We start from the raw sequence: 17463 nt of genomic DNA, 5'->3' as shown, positions 1-17463 counted from the left end.
TCTCCAACTCTCTTATAAAGTCTAATTATAGAAGGCCATCAGCTCTCTTATTATCTTTTTTATGAAAGTTTATAGTATATTTTCGATAGCGACAAGAACCGATGCTGTTTAAATCCATGGAACATAAAATTCTAGAAGCAGTATTCATATCAACTCTCAAAAATTCCCGGCAGTCTTTATTTGTCATTTCCCGTCCCATAATCAGGAACCACTCCCTAACTCCACGTTCATGTGCCTTATGATCGAGGCTTCCGCATGATCTGCAGCGCCAGCTTCTCTTAATTTTCACCATGCCAATCGCATCGCAATGGGAGCAGATAACTCCTGTTTGAATGTCTCTTGGTGGAATGTTGTAAATGTCGCACACTGGTCTTGGAATGTAGTTGATATGGCTATTCAAAAGCTTCGCAGTCAACCATCTGAAAGTCTTGCTATCTAGTATAGCCTGCTTGCGAGGGAGAGCATGAATGAAGGGAGGAACATAATTAGGGAATAGCACTTGGGTCTTTGCCGGAGCTTTATCAATGATCTGCTTTGGGTACGCTAGCACAACAATTCGATAGACAGGAATCTGAATTCCATGACCTTTAAGCCAGAGTTCAAGTAGATCGCCATTGCGTTCCACCTGCGCAGCAGGACTTTCAAACCCGTCCACCTCACCCGTCTCTCGTCTGCGGACCAATTGTGGAGGATCATCCTTAAATTCCAATCGTCCTCCAATATTTTTCACTTCAAAAACAACGGCGTAAAATCGAGTCAGAAACAAGGTGTCTATTTGAAATAGGGCAGAAGATACCAAGGAAAGATCATGGAAAACTCTGTGTTCAAATGGAAATGAATGTTTGCGAAGTGTTTCGGCCAGCTTGATTTCACCGGAAATGCCGGCTTCGAGGGAAGATGCTTTTGCAGTTAAAATGGGGATTGCCTCATGTCTCGGGTGCAGCCGCTTGATGGAAGCCTGGATACCCCCCAAAGAAAGCGACTCGTCTCTTTTTTTTATTACGATATTTACCACCTCCTAAATTACCAATATATTAGCACAAATTGTTAGCGCTTTCTATTAGTAGGAGACAGCTTTTGCAAAAAACAGAAACAAGCTTCACCCCCGCATCCAGTCCAGATCCTCCCAAACAGGCCCCTCCCACCGGAACCTCCCCAAATCAATGCGTCCGCGGGCATCTATATCGACACCTTCCTGTTCAAGCAAATCCCGTTGCCTTTCCGCCTTGAAATGAACAATTTCTCCCTTCGCATTGACGACCCGGTGCCATGGCAAGTTATATTTGGAACTCATGGAATGCAGGATTCTTCCGACCTGCCTGGCGGCCCTGTGATTCCCGGCAATTGCTGCGATCTGCCCGTAAGATGCAACTCGCCCGGAAGGGATTTGCAATATAGTCTCTATCACTTTTTCAGTAAAATGATTCATCTTAAGCACCTCCTTAATGAAAAAAACGTCCTGTCACTTCGAATAGCATGTCCGACGGCAGGCTATCTCGGTCAAATCTCCATTTCCCAGGGATAGCCAAATCGAATCTCCACCACTCAGTATATCAAAGTTTCTCTGGTATAATGATTGCAGAAATCACACGACTGGAGTTGATCCTATGTTAAAAAATATAAACGCTTTTCAGGAGTTCAATGAAAGCCGCTTTGTCAGGACGAATCTTTTTCAAGAGGGGACGACCACCGCATTTATGCTAAATCTTTTGCCGGGCCAATCGGTTCCCCCGCACCCGCATCCCAATGCACATGTGTATTTGTACGTGGTTGAAGGGGAAGGCAGCTTTATCATTGATGAAGAAGAACTCTCTGTTTCTGAAAAAGATGTTGTGCATTGTGCGGACCGGCAAATGCTGGCGATTGAAAATACAGGAGTCGAGCCTCTTTCTATCTTCGTTGTGCTGGCAAAGTCCTAGTTAATCAATCATTTGATTGAAAAAAAGGATTTTTTTCAGTTTGTAAAAATTCCCTGTATATCAACAGGTTTTTCTGATTAATCAAACGTTTGAATAGCTCGAGCCTCCCTCACGAAACTTTTTCCATGCAGCATCCGTAATGAAAGTGAAGGGGGATGGTCGAATGAAAAAGCTGGGCCTTATCAGTACATTTAATTTGGGGCCTGGCCCCCGCCGAGTTAATGCGTTAAAGCGTAAGAGGAGCAATTCTAATGAATAGGAACATGATTGGCCGGAAGTTGATCACTACCGTGTTTGTGACCGCCATGGTCTCGCTTGCCATGGGGTGGTTTTTTACTTTTCATGACAGTGGGGCTTCATATCATATGGGCGATGATCTAATAGGCTGGTCCTTTGTTTACGCGATGTATATAGGGGCTATTATTCTTGTTTACGGAAACATCGTGTCCATTGGTCTGGAGCTTGCCCAGAAAAAGTGGTTTTCAAGGAACCAGTGGCTGTATGCCGTGCTGCATGGGGTATTTGGGCTCGCCAATGGATTGTTTTTCTTAAATGGCCCGCTGGCAGTCATCGGTGCAGTTGCTGCTTTATTCTATGCATTTGTGGACCGCTGGATATTATATCAGTCTGCAAAGCAAAAAAACGTGGACTATATTGTTTTAATTCCGATATTGATTTACATGCTTGCATGGGGAGTATTTGAATATATCTCACCTGAGGAACCGCCTTTTACGAAGGAAGATGCTGTGGAATTTGCCACTTCCGGGGAAGGGACCATCACTGATGTTTTTCCTGAAAAGATAGGAAAGTGCCATGGGGTCATTGAAGAATATGAAGTAACAAGAGAAACCGCGGCAAAGAAAACCGGAAAAGAGAAATATATAGTGACTTTTACCGAAACATGGAAAAAAAAGGATGGGAAAACAGGCTCGTGGTCGATGGCATACGAGGTAGAGAGAGATTCCATGTCCGCTCTTTACGAATCTGGTGAGATTCCCGTCTATTACGGCAGTTCTCAGAACGATGCTCCTAATCAAACGTTTGATTGAAAATCAAGGGTATTGGAGTGACAGCCCAATAGAAGCTGATATATTAAGGGAATTTTACATTAATCAAACGTTTGATTAATAGGAAGATGCCCAGTTAAAATTTCAGGGTATAAACTAATCAAACATTTGGCCAATATTCCGCTGGTAAACTTCTTTCAATCAAAATAGATGGACACTGCTTCACAAAGTGCCCCGTCTTTCGTACAAATGCTGCCAATATGATTAGAGAATAACCGATGATCCGAATGGAAAATCATCGGTTTTCTTATTGTCCAGCTCCGGCGCCTAGCCCCGTAAGGATTAAACCAATTCTCTATGGTGGCTGAAAGGCTGCCTCCTCGCGAATTGCCTTATGCTTGTCGGGGCTAGATAAGGCGCCTTCCACTTTTCTTATTGCTATTTTTAAAAAAACAACATATACTACATTACAACAGTAATGCACCCATCCAGAGAGGAGGATGTGTATGTTGATCGATCCGAATGATACGAAGCCGATTTATCTTCAGATTTCGGAATCGCTGGAGAATGAGATTATGGCTGGCCGTTTTAAAGTGAACGACAAAGTGTATTCCCAATATCAGCTGGCAGATATGTTCAATATTAATCCGGCAACTGCCGCAAAGGGGCTGAATGTATTGGCTGACGAAGGTATTTTATATAAAAAGCGGGGGCTCGGCATGTTTGTTGCAGGGGGAGCAAAAGAAAAGGTTGTAAGCAAACGGAGAAATGAAACGTTAAAACGATTGATTCAGGAGCTTGTGATTGAAGCTGAAAGGTTGAATGTTTCGGAGAGTGACCTGATTGACATGCTTAAAGAAGTAGGCAGGGGGAGGGACAAAAAGTGAATATCATCGAATGTAAGGATCTTACGAAAATGTATGGGCGCCAGCAGGTGCTGGATCAACTGTCATTGACAATCAACGAAAATAAAATGACCGGGCTTGTCGGCAGAAACGGGGCTGGCAAAACTACGCTGTTAAAATTGATTTCGGGATTTATTCACCCCACTTCAGGGGATGTCAAAGTATTTTCCGAGAACCCCTTTAACAGTCTGCGAGTTTCAGCCAATAGTATTTTCATAGATGACCAAATGAGTCTTCCACCTGCTCTTACTCTGAAGGAAACCCTGGAAGAGGCAGGGCGCTTTTATGAAAAATGGGATGAGGAACTTGCCGATGGTCTGTTTGACTATTTTTCTTTCAACCCCAATGCCCATTATGGCAATTTATCAAAAGGGATGAAAAGCACTTTCAATATGATTTTGGGGCTGGCATCGCGCTGTGCTTTGACGATTTTCGATGAGCCCACGACAGGAATGGATACTGCAGTCCGCAAAGATTTTTACCGGGCTTTGCTAAAGGATTATCTTGCCCATCCGCGGACCATCATCGTGTCCAGCCACCATTTGAGCGAGATAGAAGATGTCTTGGAAGATGTCCTTCTGATCAATGACGGAAAGGTTCGGCTTCATTTGCCTGTTTCCGATTTGAAGGAGTGGGCTGTCGGCCTTACGGGGAAAATTTCCTCCATCTCGGCTTGGACCGAAAATAAAGAAGTCATTCACGAAAAGGAAGCCGGGCCGGGCCGGACTTTTACAGCAGTAAAAAATGACTTCTCCGAAGAGGAGCTTCAAAAAATGAAGCTTGATGGAATCAAACTGTCTCCTGTTTCGGCAAGTGATGTGTGTGTATACTTGACGAGCAGGCATAAAGGGGGAATCGACGATGTCTTTAACCGAAATGAGCCTTTCTGATGTTGTAAAAAGACAATATGAATTCAAGCTGCGGGCTTTTTTGGGTGTATTCAGCTCGATGGCCGGGGTGCAGCTCATCAGCCTCCTTTTTTCGCTTGGGGGTGTGACTTCAGTCGGAACGGGTACAAGTTCGGGAATGTACATTAACATTTCATATTACTCTGCCGACATGGTTGTAGTTTTTACAATGATTTGGATATTCATGACCGGGATACTGATTACGACAAAAGCGGTCAGATACGACGATTTCACCTTTGTTTCCAACCGTCTGAGCAGTAATTTGGCGAATATATTATTTTTACTGACTGCCAGCGCCATCGGCGGGGCAGCAGCCGTGACGGCCGGTTTCCTGCTTAAGATTATCGCCTTCTTTTTTGGCGACATTCAATACGGCTTGGGAAACAGCTTTCTGGAAGCTCCGGCGGAATTTTTTATTGGTTTGGCGGCGGCCATTCTATACATGATTTTGTTTGCTTCTCTTGGTTATTTAACAGGGATGATCGTACAGGTGAATAAAATTTTCATCTTTTTGCTGCCGACTTTGATCACCGGCATTGTCGTTTATTTGGGCATCCGCAACGAAGAACTGGCAACAGCCATTTTTGATTTTATTTTTGCAGAGTCGTCCTTATTTTTATTTGCTGTTAAAACACTCCTCTTATCAACTCTATTTTTCACAGGATCTATCGTCCTGTCGAACCGAATGGAGGTCAGGAAATGATGGGTCTAACCAGTTTATTGATGCTTATAGGAATTGCAGGCCTCCTCATCTGGGGTATTAAAGGCATGCAGCAAAATACTGTAAAAAATAAGCGTGTTACCAAAATGCTGTTATTGGGATATGGAATTTTGCTCGCTGCTTCAATATTTGTCTTTGAAGCTTTGCCAGTCAATAAAAAGGAGCCTGACTTTAATGCTTCCTCTGACGACCAACTGGATAAAGAAATGAACCGCTTGGATGAAGCTATTTTTGATGGGCGGACGGATGACATTGATTCCAGTTTGATCTTGAATGAATGGAAGTGGCGATACAATGGAAAAGAGCTTTTCCTACAAGATCAGGATTGGTTTGACGGAACAGTGGTCGTTGAAAGAAAGGCCGATAATGACGGAATCATTGAGGGAACCTATTATGCAAGTTCGGTTATTGGAGGGGTTGACCTGACGGATGAATACCGATCCCGCCAGGTGGAGCTGGAAGATGATACATTGCATTTGAAGGGAAAGTGGGAAGAGAAAAAACTTAAATTTGCAGTGTTCGAAAAGGAATTTGTCATCACCCAGTTTACAGGGGAACGCAAAGGCGCACATGACTTCGGGGGCTTCCGGGAAATCAGCTATCTCTATTTGAAGGTGCCCAAAGACCTGAAGCTGACGCCGCAAAATGAAGATTTATATATACATTATGTCGGGGAAGATGATTGATAGGTGATTTGAATTTCCGAAGTTTGGCCAATATTTCCGGAATTCGGCTCGTATTTCTAAAGTCGGCCAGTAAATTCCAAAAAACGGATCGTATTTCGAAATTCCGGACAGTATCTCGCCGAAACCGGTTCATATTTACCCATTTAATTCCATATCTATATTCAAGCATAAGCGAAGGGGTTCAGTGGAGCTGAACCCCTTCCTATTGAGACGTCGTCATTTAGTTTTATCTGCAAAAATCGTCATTGCCTTGCTCATAAACTCGGCCAATCCTTCTCCAAATTGATCGATATTTTTCGTAAAGCGCTCATCGGCAACGTACATCTGTCCCAAGCCTTTAAACGCTTCAAGCGAGTAGCTCCCGAAGTTGTTGTTTAGAAGGTCATACCAATCCTTGATGGCGGATTGTGCCTCCTCAGAATCCGGCGCTCCTTGGCGAAGGCCAGCCAGCTTTCTATAAATGTCATTCATTTTTGCAGCCATTGCATCGCGCTCCTCCACCGACATATCCGCAAGCTTCGCATTGGAGCGATCGACCGCCTCATCTCCCCAGCGTTCGCGGGCTTCTTTTTCGTATGGGTTGTGGCTGAAATCAAAGCCTTGGAACTTCTCTTCATTCGTCATTTGAATCTCTCCTTCAGCGTGTTGAATCGTTTTTTCAACCAGCTCGATCATCTGATCAAGCCGGGAACGCTTTTCCAGCAGCATTTTTTTCTGCAGCAGCAATGCCTCCCGCCGATCGAATGACGGGCTGTTCAACACGTCTTTTATTTTCTTTAAAGGGAAGCCGAGCTCTCTGAAAAACAAGATTTGCTGCAGGGTTTCCAAATCTTCATCTGTATATTCGCGATACCCTGATTCTGCCTTTCGCCCAGGCGAGAGCAAGCCGATTTCATCGTAATGGTGCAGCGTCCGGACGCTGATCCCTGTCAGCTCTGCCACTTCTTTCACTTTCATTTGATCTTGCCTCCCTTTAATCACAATATAAAGTATCACGTTGCGTGAGGGTCAATGGGTTTTTCATCGATTTTTATAAAAAGGTCCCCAGGCCGCATGAAGCTGCTCGATCCCTTCAACAATCTGTTCCTCTGATAATCCGCCAAATCCCAGCAATATGAGGGGGTCTCCTTTTTCCTGTCCAGAAATCCAATTATCCGTCGTGCTGTATACCTTTACTCCCGACTTTTCCGCAATCTGAACCAGCTCGTCTGCACTGTTCCCGCTGTTCACTTGAATGACGATATGCAGCCCTGCGTTTTGCCCGGTGATTTCAACATTGTTATTCATGGCCTTTTTTATGGTTTGCAGAAGAAGGTCATGCTTCTTCTGATAAAGCTTCCTCATTCTTCGGATATGCCGCTCCCATTCGCCGCTTTCCATAAACATCTGCAATGTTCTTTGATGCAGCCGCGAAACGGTTTGGTCATACATAAACATATTTTTCTGATAAATATCCAAAAGCCTTTCTGGAAGAACGACATAGCTCATTCGGATGGCTGGCATGAGTGACTTTGAAAAAGTCCCGGCATAAATGACATTCCCGTGGGCATCCAGTCCCTGCAAGGAAGGAATGGGTTTTCCGTGATAGCGGAATTCTCCGTCATAGTCGTCTTCAATAATCAGGCCGCCGTTCTCTTCCGCCCACTGCAACAGTTTGATCCGTTTCGTGATGGGCATGACCATCCCAAGCGGAAATTGGTGGGATGGTGTAATGTAAACAACCTTCGCACCGCTCTTTACCAGTTCATCCAGGTTGATCCCATCTTCTTCGAGTTTGATAGGAACTACTTCGAACCCAAGCCCTTGGAAAACATGGCGCACCCCTTCATATCCGGGCTCTTCCATGGCGATCTTTTTTCCATCAAGTCCAATCAACTGGCATAAAAGCCTCATGACGGTTTGAGTGCCTGATCCAATGACAACCTGTTCTTCTGTGCAGTTCACTGCACGTGCATGGCGGAGATAACGGCTGATTGCGGCTCGAAGCCCAGGCTCTCCCTGTTTATCTCCATATGAAAGGAATTCTGGGCTCAGATTTTGATTGACGCATGCTTTCCACTTTTGAAAAGGAAAATGGTCCACATCAATATGAGACATATAAAAATCAAACCGGATGTTTTTCTGTGCGGCAGGTGGTTTTTTTGCCGGTGTCGGCTCGGAAAAATGAGGGAGATCCCCGAAAGAATCTCCGTCCATTTCGACAACAACATATCCGCTTCGTTCTTTGCTTTCGATATAACCTTCTGCCAATAGCTGCTGATAAGCCATTTGTACTGTAGTTTTACTAATGTGCAGATCATCGGCAAGCCTGCGGATGGACGGGAGGCGTTTAAAAGAAGGAATTCCTCCCGCCTGGATCTCCTCTTTCAAATATTGATAGAGCTGTATATATAAAGGTTCGTTAGACCGATTTTCCAACCGAGGACATATATCCATAAAGCCACCTCACATCTGTACTGGTTGAATTTTATATAACTGTATCTTTTTAAGTGTACAGATTTACTATAACCTTTTATGTAACATATTGGAATGGGGGAATTGTATATGTCAGTAAATGTAAGACCAGCTGAAAAGAAAGATAGAGAAGAATTAACAAAGCTCATGTATGAGTACATCGTGGACTTTTATCAAAGGCCGAGACCGGCAGTTGAAAAAGTGCACGATCTGATTGATATGCTGCTTGAAAAAGAGGAAGGGATCCAGTTCGTGGCCGAGAAGGAAGGCAAGCTGACAGGATTTGCGACTTTATACTTCACATTCAATACGACAAGGGCAGATAAAATAACGGTCATGAATGATTTGTATGTCGTTGAAGAAGAAAGGGGAGCGGGCGTCGCCCAGGAACTGTTTAAAGTCTGCGAAAACTATACAAAGGAACACGGCTATTTCCACATGTCGTGGGTGACAGCTCCGGACAACTACCGCGCACAGCGGTTTTATGAAAAAATGGGAGGCAAGCGAGCTGATTGGCTGAACTATACGATTTAAGAAAAGGAGTCTGCCCGCCGCAGAACTTGCACGAGCGGGATTTTCTTTTTCTCAGTAGGCATTCGAACCCTATGCCTACCGAACAAGCCGGAATTCCTTTTTCTCGGTAGGCATTCAAACCCTATGCCTACCGAACAAGCCGGAATTCCTTTTTCTCGGTAGGCATTCGAACTCTATGCCTACCGAACGAGCGGGATTTTCTTTTTCTCAGTAGGCATTCGAACCCTATGCCTACCGAACAAGCCGGAATTCCTTTTTCTCGGTAGGTATTCGAACCCTATGCCTACCGAACAAGCCGGAATTCCTTTTTCTCGGTAGGCATTCGAACTCTATGCCTACCGAACGAGCGGAGTTTTCCTTTTCTCGGTAGGCATTCAAACCCTATGCCTACCGAAAGGCAGACTCCTATTTCTTGGACGCAATTCCCAAGGCTCCACAGTTCCGATAATATGAAGTGGTACATCCTTTTGGATGCATTCGATAATACCGTCCGATATTTCTTTATGTGTCAGCCATCGGGAAAGGCCATTTTCAATGACAAATCCAAGCTGGATCTGCCGATAATGGCAGCCGGCCGGTATTTCAACATCCCGGACTGCCTTTTTCAGATCTGTACTGCTGCCCAATACATGAAAGAGCCTCCACTTGTCTTTGCTATTTTTTGAAATGACCTCCGCAATAATGGGCAAAGCGTTTTTTCCTATGGAATGGATCCAGGCCACAACTAATTTGATTTCCCCATTTTCGTGAATGATCCGGTTTATTTCTCTATGAAGGTCCGTTTCGTTACAGTAATCTACGAACACAGGCGTAATAGCGGATGGGTTCTCTGATTGGTCGATCAATTTTTTCATTCGATTCTGGTTTCTTGCTACAACAGATACCCGGTAATTTTGCCGGACAAGCCAGTGCGTTGCACCGGACAGCATTCCCGTTCCGCCAATGACAAGAGCATGCTTCAATCTAAGCGCCTCCTCGTTCTAAAGTAACAAAATAAAAACGTATGTTCGCATTTATTAAAAAAATGGTATAATATAAGAACAATAGAACAGGTTTCTCAAGGGCGGTCTGTGCACACTTCTCGCAAGGAGGGAGGTGGTGCCATGACACTATACGAATCTATTACGTCCATGATTGGCTTTGCTGTTTTGATTGTGGCCATTCTGTCATTTAACAAAGACTAAAGCCGCCTTTGAGATGGCCCTCCAGGCGGCTTAGACACTATCGTGCTGATCCCCGGCGGGACCTGCTATTGTCGGATCGTTTCGGTGTTCCCAGCGCCGAAACGATCATCTGATCTTATGATGCTTCTCATCTCATTATACCCCAATCCTTCTTATGTGAAAATACCTCAAGGAAAGGAATCCAATCTTAGCTCTTTTATTTTTTGGAAAATTCGTTTATAATACAGAGTGAGTAATCACTCACATTGAAAAGGAGTGAAAAAATTGAACGATTCTTGTGTGTCAATCCGCAGTGTCTCCAAAAAGTTTGGTCCAACAGAAATTCTAAAAGATATTGATCTTGAAGTTAAACAGGGAGAAATTTTCGGTTTGCTTGGACCTTCAGGGGCAGGAAAAACGACTTTGGTCAAGGAACTTGCAGGTCTTGATGTGCCAACTTCGGGTGAAATAGATGTTTTTCAAGAGAAGATGCCTTCCTTGCATCTGATCGAAAAGCTGGGATATATGGCCCAGTCGGATGCGCTTTATATGGAATTGACAGCCCGTGAAAACCTTGAATTTTTTGCAGCTTTATATGGCTTGAAGAAAAAAGAACGCAATCAAAGGATCATGGAAGCGATGAAACTTGTTCAACTGACTGATCATCTTGGGAAGCAGGTGTCCAATTATTCCGGCGGGATGAAAAGGAGACTTTCTTTGGCAATTGCTCTCTTGCATCAACCTCAGCTATTAATATTGGATGAGCCGACTGTCGGTATTGACCCTGTGCTCCGAAAAAGTGTCTGGGAAGCTTTCCATCAATTGAAGGATGAGGGGAAGACACTGATCGTCACAACTCATGTCATGGATGAGGCGGAAAAATGCGACCGCCTTGGGCTTATGCGTGAGGGTCAGCTCATTGCAGTAGGCACGCCGGAGGAACTGAAACAAAAAACGAACTCAAGTACGATAGAAGAAGCTTTCCTTGTATATGGAGGTGTGTCCTTATGAGGGTCATGGCCTTGGTAAAAAGGATTCTGCAACAGATTGGAAGAGACAAGAGGACACTCGGCCTTTTAGTTTTTGCTCCCATTCTCGTTCTGACGATGCTCCATCTCGTTTTTAACGGAGATGATTACACACCAAAAATAGGGTTGGTGAATGCGCCTGAACAAATAAGAGATAAAATGGATCTTAAAGGTGCGGAGATCACCGATTTAACAGATGAGGATAAGGCTAAAAAACTCCTTTCTTCCCGTGAATTGGACGGTTATCTTGTCTTCGGTCGAATGCCGCCGTCCGTTTATCTTGAAGGCAGTGACCCGCTTGTCAATGGGGCCGCGATGAAGTGGATACAATCAGCGTTCAAACCATTGCAAGGCCCAAATGATACGGCAGACATGAATATCCACTATTTGCATGGTTCGGCTGATATGAGCCAATTTGATTATTTCGGTCCCGTCTTGCTAGGTTTTTTCGTTTTCTTTTTTGTCTTTATCATTGCAGGAGTATCTTTTATAAGGGAGAGAACGTCAGGGACATTGGAGCGCCTATTATCAACGCCGCTCCGCAAATGGGAGATTGTCCTTGGGTATGTAATTGGGTTTGGCGTTTTTACACTTTTTCAGGCGACGATCATAGCCGCCTACAGTATTTACGCACTTGGCATGTTAATGGAAGGCTCTTTCTGGTATGTCCTGTTGATCATTGTGCTTCTGTCATTGACGGCCCTGACGCTTGGAATTTTATTATCGTCATTTGCAAATAACGAGCTGCAGATGATCCAGTTCATTCCGATTGTCGTCGTGCCGCAAATATTTTTCTCTGGACTGTTCAATCTTGAAACCATTTCGGACTGGTTGAGCTGGGTTGGTCCGCTCACACCTCTTTACTATGCCGCAGATGCTTTAAGGGATGTTATGGTCAGGGGGCAGGGCATGGATGCAATCGTTTTGGATCTGCTCGTAATGTTGGGGTTTGCAGCATTATTCATGTTATTGAATATCGTTGCTCTTAGAAAGTATAGAAAGATTTAGAAGGAGACCATTATGTTGGAACAAAATCAGATTTGGGATCAATTGTCTTTGGATGAGGAAGAGTTCACGCCGAAGCAGAAGAAGATCGTAGCTGCAGCAGTCGAAATATTTGCTGAAAAAGGCTACGCTGCAACATCTACAAGTGAAATCGCCAAGAAAGCCGGCGTAGCGGAAGGAACAATTTTTCGCCATTATAAAACAAAAAAGGAATTGCTTTTATCCATTGTTGCACCGATGATGGCTAAAATGATTGCTCCTTTTGTTATAAAGGATATCAATCGGGTGCTGGATAAGGATTATGATGCTCTGGAGGATTTCCTCAGAGCAATGATCAAAAACAGGGAAGCTTTTATGGAGAAAAACATGCTTCTTTTCAGAATTCTGGTACAGGAGCTTCCCTTTCAAAAGGAACTGCAGGAGCAATTTAAGGAGCATATCGCGGCTAAAATACTCGCTCGTATGGAAAAGATCGTCGCTCACTACCAAGAAAAGGGTGAAATCGTGGTTATGCCGTCAAAAACCGTCATCCGCTTGTTTCTTTCGACGATTTTCGGCCATTTGATGGCACGTTTTTTCATTCTGTCTTCTGATGAGTGGGAAGATGAAGAGGAAACGGAAAGAACCATTCAATTTTTGATAAAAGGATTAAGGCCGAACAAATAGCAGCCTGCGAACGCAGGCTCTTCCATTATCTGTCGCTAAATATATTAAAAAGGCCGCCGATTCCGCCTTCATCCTTTGAGCCTCCGCCTGCCGGCATTGCTGCAAACACTCGGCTTGCAAGCCTGCTGAATGGAAGCGACTGAACCCAGACAGTGCCCGGCCCTCTTAATGTGGCAAAGAAAAGCCCCTCCCCGCCAAAGAGTGCTGTTTTGACACCGCGGACGAATTCAACGTCATAATCCACATCACGTGTCATGGCAACAAGGCACCCGGTGTCAATTTTCAAGGTCTCTCCCGGTTCCAGCGTCTTTTGGTGAATCGTTCCTCCCGCATGGACGAAGGCCATTCCGTCTCCTTCCAGTTTCTGCATGATGAATCCTTCTCCGCCGAAAAACCCGGTTCCTAATTTTCGCTGAAATTCAATTCCAACAGATACCCCTTTTGCAGCAGCCAGAAAAGCATCCTTTTGACAGATAATTTTTCCGTCAAGTTCACTTAAGTCCATCGGAATGATTTTGCCTGGATAAGGTGAAGCGAACGAAACGTGCTTCTTTCCGCTTCCTTCATTCGTGAACATTGTCATAAACAGGCTTTCACCGGTCAGCACCCGTTTTCCCGCACCAATCAGCTTGTCCATCAGTCCTCCGGCTTGGGAAGAACCGTCTCCAAAAACTGTCTCCATATGTATGTGGTCATCCATCATCATCAGGCTGCCGGCTTCCGCAACAACCGTTTCACCAGGATCCAGCTCCACTTCTACAAATTGCATGTCATCGCCAATAATTTGATAATCAATCTCATGATTATTCATTTTTCCCACCATCCTTTTAATTGGAATACGATTAGCTTCGGCTATTGGATTCAAAAAAATTACTAAGGGACCTGTCCTCAAAGTTGATTTTTTCTTTAGCAATTGGGACAATTAACCCTAAATATACGGGGAAAAAGGGGGAAGCTGATGATTACATTCGATAATGTTTCGAAGTTTTATGATGACCGGACGAAAGCCGTTGACAAGCTTGATTTACATATACAGGAAAATGAGTTTTTCGTATTAATCGGTCCCAGCGGCTGCGGAAAAACGACTACCCTGAAAATGATCAACCGTTTGATTGATGTTTCAGAAGGCAGCATTTTTATAGGTGATAAAAAAGTCACAGATTATGATATTCATGAATTGCGTTGGAATATCGGCTATGTGCTCCAGCAGATTGCGCTGTTCCCCCATATGACGATTGCAGAAAACATCGCCGTTGTCCCGGAACTGAAAAAGTGGGGTAAGAAGAAGATCCATGACAGGATTGCCGGACTGCTTGAAATGGTCGGGCTGGATCCGGCTGTTTATTTCGATCGGAAACCGGCTGAGCTTTCTGGAGGCCAGCAGCAGCGCATCGGAGTCGCCAGAGCATTGGCTGCTGATCCGCGGATTATTTTAATGGATGAGCCATTCAGCGCGCTTGACCCGATCAGCCGGGAAAAATTGCAGAACGATATGCTGCATCTGAAGCGGACAATTAATAAAACGGTTGTTTTTGTGACCCATGATATCCGGGAAGCCCTTAAACTTGGCGACAGAATCTGCATCATGAAAGAAGGAAAGGCGCTGCAGGTCGGAACCCCAAATGAAATTTTACATACGCCGGTCAATCCTTTTGTCCGTGACTTTGTTGGGGCACATAAACAGGATGAAAAAATTGACCTTGAATCATTTGTTCTTCCATTGGACGGAACAGCGGTTTCCCACCATCTTTCTGCGGATGCGTCATTGGCCGAAGTGCTTGAAAATTTATCACAGCATGAAAAAGTCCTGATTGAAAAGGACGGAAAGTCCATTGGCTTGATAGACAGACAAACGGTCATTGAATATATGGCAAACCGATTGAATGAAAGAGGCCGGGAACATGAGTAGCTTTATGAAGGTTTTTCAGGATAGGAAAGGAGAATTGGTCTCGGCATTGCTGGAGCATATCGAGCTGTCATTCATCGCATTGTTCTTTGCAGTTTTGATAGCGATTCCGCTCGGCATTTTTTTAACAAGGAGGAAAAAAGCGGCTGAAAGCATCATCGGCATCACCGCTGTGTTGCAGACTATCCCGTCGCTCGCGCTGCTTGGGCTGTTGATCCCGCTCCTCGGAATCGGCAAAGTCCCGGCAATTATCGCGCTTGTGGTGTATGCATTGCTCCCCATTTTACGGAATACCTATACAGGCATCAAAGAAGTCGATCCTTCATTGACGGAGGCCGCCCGGGCAATGGGAATGAATAGACGGCAGCAGTTGATGAAAGTCGAACTTCCGCTTGCGATGCCTGTCATCATGGCAGGAATCAGGACGGGAATGGTGCTTATTGTTGGAACGGCCACCCTCGCCGCATTGATTGGGGCCGGCGGTCTGGGTGATATCATCTTGCTTGGAATCGACCGCAATAACTCTGCCCTTATCGTGATTGGGGCAGTTCCGGCAGCACTTTTAGCGGTTCTTTTCGACCTGCTTCTTCGGCGGTTTGAGCATCTTTCCTTTAAAAAATCAGCCGGCGCGATCGGCGTGATCGCCGTTGCTGCATTGCTGATCATTGTCATTCCTTTTGCAGCCGGCGGCAAGAAAAAAGAGCTGGTTGTTGCAGGGAAACTTGGTTCTGAACCTGAAATTTTAATTAATATGTACAAAGTGCTGATCGAGGAGAATACCGATCTCAAGGTTGAATTGAAACCGGGACTTGGAAAAACTTCATTTTTATTCAATGCTTTAAAAAATGAAAGCATTGATATTTACCCTGAATTTACAGGAACAGCCATCTCCGAATTTTTAAAAGAAGAGGCGGTCAGCACAGACAGGAAAGAAGTCTACGAACAGGCTAGAAAAGGCATGTTGGAGGAATTTGGTCTCGTATTGCTGGAACCGATGCAGTTCAATAATACGTATGCGTTAGCAGTGCCCGGGTATTTTTCGGATCAATACGGAATATCCGCTATTTCGGATCTTGGTGCCGTTTCTGATAAAGTCAAAGCCGGTTTCACATTGGAGTTCTCCGACCGGGAGGACGGATATGTCGGCATCCAAAAACTGTATGGACTGAAATTCCCTTCAATGAAAACGATGGAGCCCAAGCTGCGATATGCTGCGGTTGAATCAGGGGATATCAATTTAATTGACGCCTATTCAACAGACAGCGAAATCGAGGAACACAAGCTTGTTGTGCTGAAAGATGACAAGCAACTATTCCCGCCGTACCAGGGCGCACCGCTTTTGAGGAAGGAAACAGCCGAGCAATATCCGGAAGTGGTGGAATCCTTAAACAAGTTGGCTGGAAAAATTACAGACGATGAAATGCGTGAAATGAACTATAGAGTGAATGTTGATGGAGTGTCGCCGGAAAAGGTTGCGAAAGAATTTTTGAAGAAAGAGGGGCTTTACTGAAGTAGGAAGATAAAAGGAAAAATCCACCTTGGACATGAACCCTGGGTGGATTTTTTGCTTGGACCAAAACGATCGGTCTACTATACATGGTATGATTCTAAATATTTTTCTATAAGATCTTTGTTTCTATATATGGCACTGCAACTTTAAAAAATTCAAACTATTTATGTTTGATAGAAGTTTGTTGTCCTACAATCGTTTTGTTTTCTAACACCAAAGGTGATATGGTGTATCAAATACAGAATTGGTGTATATACTATGTATATACATGTTGCTTGGAGGTGATATAATGGAAGAAGATGCAAGGAGTAATGGAAATGAGGTGGATCATATGGCAATTCCAACCACAGTTCAAAAATGGGGCAATAGCCTGGCGGTAAGAATTCCAAAGGATGTTGCAGAAAGAATTAACATTCATCAAGGGTCTGAAATGGAAATAAGCGTAACCGGAAAAGGAGTTATCATGCTTGTTCCTAAAAAGCAGCCTAAGAAATATTCGCTGGAGGAACTCTTGGCAAAATGCAGCCCGGAAAACCGTCACGGGGAAATTGATTTTGGAGTAGAGGGGAAGGAGCTTATTTAATGTCAGTACCAGACCGTGGGGATCTTGTTTATGTGAATTTTAATCCGCAGACCGGCCATGAGCAGGCAGGGAACAGGCCAGGGATTGTTTTATCGCCAAAAGAGTTTAATCAAGCCACGGGATTTGCTTCCATCTGTCCGATTACAAACACAGCCAGAGGCTGGGGGTTTGAAGTCAAGCTACCTGAGGGCTTGGCTTTTCAAGGTGTAATCTTAACCGACCAGGTAAAAAATTTGGATTGGGCGGCTCGTGGTCTTAAGGTTAAAGGAAAAGCACCCGATGAATTGGTGGAGGAATGCTTGGCCAAGATACATACTTTTTTATGAAAAAACATCTTCTCCTTTCCGTGTCACCCCAATATACTTTATGCAAAAAAATAAACCCCAATATTCCCCCAAAACAGCCTCCCGACTTTAACAGCTAGAAAGCCAAAAACTCCTCGAAAACAGCGATATTATAGTGTTTTCG

At 44.4% G+C, this 17463-nt stretch carries 20 protein-coding genes; 14 read left to right on the top strand and 6 right to left on the bottom strand.

What is annotated here, in order from left to right:
- Nucleotides 1–25: 25 nt before the first annotated feature.
- The gene (locus FS666_RS14500; RefSeq protein WP_235870276.1) at nucleotides 26–1015 is read right to left on the bottom strand and encodes a nuclease-related domain-containing protein; all 990 of its coding nucleotides are present in this window, start codon (nucleotides 1013–1015) and stop codon (nucleotides 26–28) included.
- A gap of 84 nt (nucleotides 1016–1099) precedes the next feature.
- Entirely contained in the window at nucleotides 1100–1429 is a 330-nt protein-coding gene (locus tag FS666_RS14495) for an MGMT family protein (protein WP_120070158.1), read from the bottom strand.
- A gap of 178 nt (nucleotides 1430–1607) precedes the next feature.
- On the opposite strand from FS666_RS14495, the gene FS666_RS14490 reads away from it, so the two are divergent.
- From FS666_RS14490 to FS666_RS14465, 6 genes are all read left to right on the top strand, one after another.
- Nucleotides 1608–1919 (top strand): cupin domain-containing protein, encoded by a 312-nt coding sequence (locus FS666_RS14490; protein ID WP_120070161.1) that lies wholly within the window; start codon nucleotides 1608–1610, stop codon nucleotides 1917–1919.
- Nucleotides 1920–2170: 251 nt separating this feature from the next.
- Nucleotides 2171–2968, top strand: coding sequence for a hypothetical protein (locus FS666_RS14485; RefSeq protein WP_120070164.1), 798 nt, complete (start codon nucleotides 2171–2173; stop codon nucleotides 2966–2968).
- Between the two features lie 464 nt (nucleotides 2969–3432).
- Nucleotides 3433–3813 (top strand): GntR family transcriptional regulator, encoded by a 381-nt coding sequence (locus FS666_RS14480; RefSeq protein WP_120070167.1) that lies wholly within the window; start codon nucleotides 3433–3435, stop codon nucleotides 3811–3813.
- Complete coding sequence (locus FS666_RS14475; protein ID WP_120070170.1) at nucleotides 3810–4721, top strand: ABC transporter ATP-binding protein; 912 nt, start codon at nucleotides 3810–3812, stop codon at nucleotides 4719–4721. The genes FS666_RS14480 and FS666_RS14475 overlap by 4 nt, the downstream gene beginning before the upstream one ends.
- Complete coding sequence (locus FS666_RS14470; RefSeq protein ID WP_144461649.1) at nucleotides 4693–5442, top strand: hypothetical protein; 750 nt, start codon at nucleotides 4693–4695, stop codon at nucleotides 5440–5442. Before FS666_RS14475 ends, FS666_RS14470 begins: the two co-directional genes overlap by 29 nt.
- The gene (locus tag FS666_RS14465) at nucleotides 5442–6146 is read left to right on the top strand and encodes a hypothetical protein (RefSeq protein WP_144469102.1); all 705 of its coding nucleotides are present in this window, start codon (nucleotides 5442–5444) and stop codon (nucleotides 6144–6146) included. The genes FS666_RS14470 and FS666_RS14465 overlap by 1 nt, the downstream gene beginning before the upstream one ends.
- A gap of 216 nt (nucleotides 6147–6362) precedes the next feature.
- On the opposite strand, the gene FS666_RS14460 is transcribed toward FS666_RS14465, so the two are convergent.
- Together FS666_RS14460 and pdxR are read right to left on the bottom strand one after the other, a co-directional pair.
- The gene (locus tag FS666_RS14460) at nucleotides 6363–7103 is read right to left on the bottom strand and encodes a MerR family transcriptional regulator (protein WP_144461643.1); all 741 of its coding nucleotides are present in this window, start codon (nucleotides 7101–7103) and stop codon (nucleotides 6363–6365) included.
- Nucleotides 7104–7166: 63 nt separating this feature from the next.
- Nucleotides 7167–8582, bottom strand: a complete 1416-nt coding sequence (pdxR, locus tag FS666_RS14455) for a MocR-like pyridoxine biosynthesis transcription factor PdxR (RefSeq protein WP_144461641.1) — start codon at nucleotides 8580–8582, stop codon at nucleotides 7167–7169.
- 108 nt (nucleotides 8583–8690) lie between these two features.
- Here pdxR and FS666_RS14450 point away from each other — a divergent pair, with 108 nt between their 5' ends.
- Nucleotides 8691–9134, top strand: a complete 444-nt coding sequence (locus tag FS666_RS14450; protein ID WP_144461638.1) for a GNAT family N-acetyltransferase — start codon at nucleotides 8691–8693, stop codon at nucleotides 9132–9134.
- 374 nt (nucleotides 9135–9508) lie between these two features.
- Here FS666_RS14450 and FS666_RS14445 read toward each other — a convergent pair whose 3' ends face one another.
- Entirely contained in the window at nucleotides 9509–10096 is a 588-nt protein-coding gene (locus tag FS666_RS14445) for a short-chain dehydrogenase (RefSeq protein ID WP_144461635.1), read from the bottom strand.
- A gap of 486 nt (nucleotides 10097–10582) precedes the next feature.
- Between FS666_RS14445 and FS666_RS14440 the strand changes: the two genes are divergently transcribed.
- The 3 genes from FS666_RS14440 to FS666_RS14430 are packed head-to-tail and all read left to right on the top strand — an operon-like array spanning nucleotide 10583 to nucleotide 12996.
- Nucleotides 10583–11308 (top strand): ABC transporter ATP-binding protein, encoded by a 726-nt coding sequence (locus FS666_RS14440; RefSeq protein WP_144461632.1) that lies wholly within the window; start codon nucleotides 10583–10585, stop codon nucleotides 11306–11308.
- A complete protein-coding gene (locus FS666_RS14435) occupies nucleotides 11305–12333 on the top strand; it encodes an ABC transporter permease (protein WP_144461629.1) in 1029 nt (342 codons plus the stop codon). The genes FS666_RS14440 and FS666_RS14435 overlap by 4 nt, the downstream gene beginning before the upstream one ends.
- A gap of 12 nt (nucleotides 12334–12345) precedes the next feature.
- Nucleotides 12346–12996 carry a TetR/AcrR family transcriptional regulator gene (locus tag FS666_RS14430; protein WP_144461626.1) on the top strand — a complete coding sequence of 217 codons (651 nt, stop codon included), beginning with the start codon at nucleotides 12346–12348 and terminating at the stop codon, nucleotides 12994–12996.
- Nucleotides 12997–13021: 25 nt separating this feature from the next.
- Here FS666_RS14430 and FS666_RS14425 read toward each other — a convergent pair whose 3' ends face one another.
- A complete protein-coding gene (locus tag FS666_RS14425; protein ID WP_120070198.1) occupies nucleotides 13022–13807 on the bottom strand; it encodes a TIGR00266 family protein in 786 nt (261 codons plus the stop codon).
- A 147-nt stretch (nucleotides 13808–13954) separates the two neighbouring features.
- Between FS666_RS14425 and FS666_RS14420 the strand changes: the two genes are divergently transcribed.
- The 4 genes from FS666_RS14420 to FS666_RS14405 all read left to right on the top strand — a co-directional run bounded on the left by FS666_RS14420 (nucleotide 13955) and on the right by FS666_RS14405 (nucleotide 17321).
- Nucleotides 13955–14905 carry an ABC transporter ATP-binding protein gene (locus tag FS666_RS14420; RefSeq protein ID WP_144461623.1) on the top strand — a complete coding sequence of 317 codons (951 nt, stop codon included), beginning with the start codon at nucleotides 13955–13957 and terminating at the stop codon, nucleotides 14903–14905.
- On the top strand, nucleotides 14898–16412 hold the full coding sequence (opuFB, locus tag FS666_RS14415) for an osmoprotectant update ABC transporter permease/substrate-binding subunit OpuFB (RefSeq protein WP_144461620.1): 1515 nt from the start codon (nucleotides 14898–14900) through the stop codon (nucleotides 16410–16412). The genes FS666_RS14420 and opuFB overlap by 8 nt, the downstream gene beginning before the upstream one ends.
- A gap of 289 nt (nucleotides 16413–16701) precedes the next feature.
- Nucleotides 16702–16995, top strand: coding sequence for an AbrB/MazE/SpoVT family DNA-binding domain-containing protein (locus FS666_RS14410; protein WP_144461617.1), 294 nt, complete (start codon nucleotides 16702–16704; stop codon nucleotides 16993–16995).
- Nucleotides 16995–17321, top strand: a complete 327-nt coding sequence (locus FS666_RS14405; RefSeq protein WP_144461614.1) for a type II toxin-antitoxin system PemK/MazF family toxin — start codon at nucleotides 16995–16997, stop codon at nucleotides 17319–17321. Before FS666_RS14410 ends, FS666_RS14405 begins: the two co-directional genes overlap by 1 nt.
- Nucleotides 17322–17463 lie beyond the last annotated feature (142 nt).

Source organism: Siminovitchia fortis, from assembly GCF_007681465.1.
GTDB lineage: Bacteria > Bacillota > Bacilli > Bacillales > Bacillaceae_C > Siminovitchia > Siminovitchia fortis.
The sequence above is the reverse complement of the archived record's forward strand: the minus strand, read 5'-3'. Positions and strand labels throughout refer to the sequence as shown.